Source organism: Aromatoleum diolicum (assembly GCF_012910955.1).
Taxonomy (GTDB): Bacteria; Pseudomonadota; Gammaproteobacteria; order Burkholderiales; family Rhodocyclaceae; genus Aromatoleum; species Aromatoleum diolicum.
In genome coordinates this window covers 1-1,506 of the sequence record NZ_WTVQ01000097.1, presented here as the reverse complement: position 1 = coordinate 1,506, position 1,506 = coordinate 1, and the positions used below count along the sequence as shown (strand labels likewise).

The 1,506-nt window shown below is 67.3% G+C and carries 1 protein-coding gene; it reads left to right on the top strand.

What is annotated here, in order from left to right:
* Positions 1-1,506: Ig-like domain-containing protein (locus GPA25_RS23525; protein WP_246266148.1), on the top strand; the 1,506-nt coding region annotated here is incomplete at both ends.

Below are 1,506 nucleotides of genomic sequence, written 5' to 3'. Positions count from 1 at the left end.
ACCGCCAATCCGCTCGTCTTTACCGCCACCTTCACGGCGACCGACGGCTTCTCCGGCACCGCCAGCGTGAGTGTGGCCGACAACCTCTACACGAATGCGGCGGGCAACCTGGGCTCCGGTGGCAGCGACACGGTGCCGGTCGATCGCAGCAACCCGACCCTCACCGTCGATATCGTCGATACCGCGCTCAGCGACACCGACTCCAGCTCGCAGGTGACCTTCACCTTCAGCGAAGCGCCGGTCGGCTTCACCGCGGGCGACATCGTCGCCGTCGGCGGAACCGTCACCAACCTGCAGGCAACGGCCGATCCGCTCGTCTTCACCGCCACCTTCACGGCGACCGACGGCTTCTCCGGCACCGCCAGCGTCAGCGTGGCCAATGACCTCTACACCGATGCCACGGGCAACCTGGGCTCGGGCGGCAGCGACACGGTGGCGGTCGATCGCAGCAATCCGACCCTCACCGTCAACATCGTCGATCCCGCGCTCAACGACGGCGACACGAGTTCGCAGGTGACCTTCACCTTCAGCGAAGTGCCGGTCGGCTTCACCGCGGGCGACATCGTCGCCGTCGGCGGTACGGTCACCAACCTGCAGGCGACCGCCGATCCGCTGGTCTATACCGCGACCTTCACGGCGACCGACGGCTTCTCCGGCACCGCCAGCGTGAGCGTAGCCAATGACCTCTACACCGATGCCGCGGGCAACCTCGGCTCGGGCGGCAGCGACACGGTGCTGGTCGATCGCAGCAATCCGACCCTCACCGTCAACATCGTCGATCCGGCCCTCAGCGACACCGACACCAGCTCGCAGGTGAGCTTCACCTTCAGCGAAGCGCCGGTCGGCTTCACCGCGGGCGACATCGTCGCCGTCGGCGGCACCGTCACCAACCTGCAGGCGACCGGCGATCCGCTGGTCTTTACCGCGACCTTCACCGCTGATGACGGCTTCTCCGGTACCGCCAGCGTGAGCGTGGCCAATGATCTCTATACGGATGCCGCGGGCAACCTCGGCTCGGGCGGCAGCGACACGGTGCCGGTCGACCGCAGCAATCCGACGTTGACCGTCAACATCGTCGACGAACAACTCAACGACGGCGACAGCGGCTCACAGGTCACTTTCACCTTCAGCGAAGTGCCGGTCGGCTTCACCGCGGGCGACATCGTCGCCGTCGGCGGCACGGTCACCAACCTGCAGGCGACCGCCGATCCGCTGGTCTTTACCGCCACCTTCACGGCGACCGACGGCTTCTCCGGCACCGCCAGCGTGAGTGTGGCCGATGACCTCTACACCGATGCCGCGGGCAACCTCGGCTCCGGTGGCAGCGACACGGTGCCGGTCGATCGCAGCAATCCGACGCTGACCGTCAACATCGTCGATACCGCGCTCAGCGACACCGACTCCAGCTCGCAGGTGACCTTCACCTTCAGCGAAGCGCCGGTCGGCTTCACCGCGGGCGACATCGTCGCCGTCGGCGGCACCGTCACCAACCTGCAGGCCACCGCC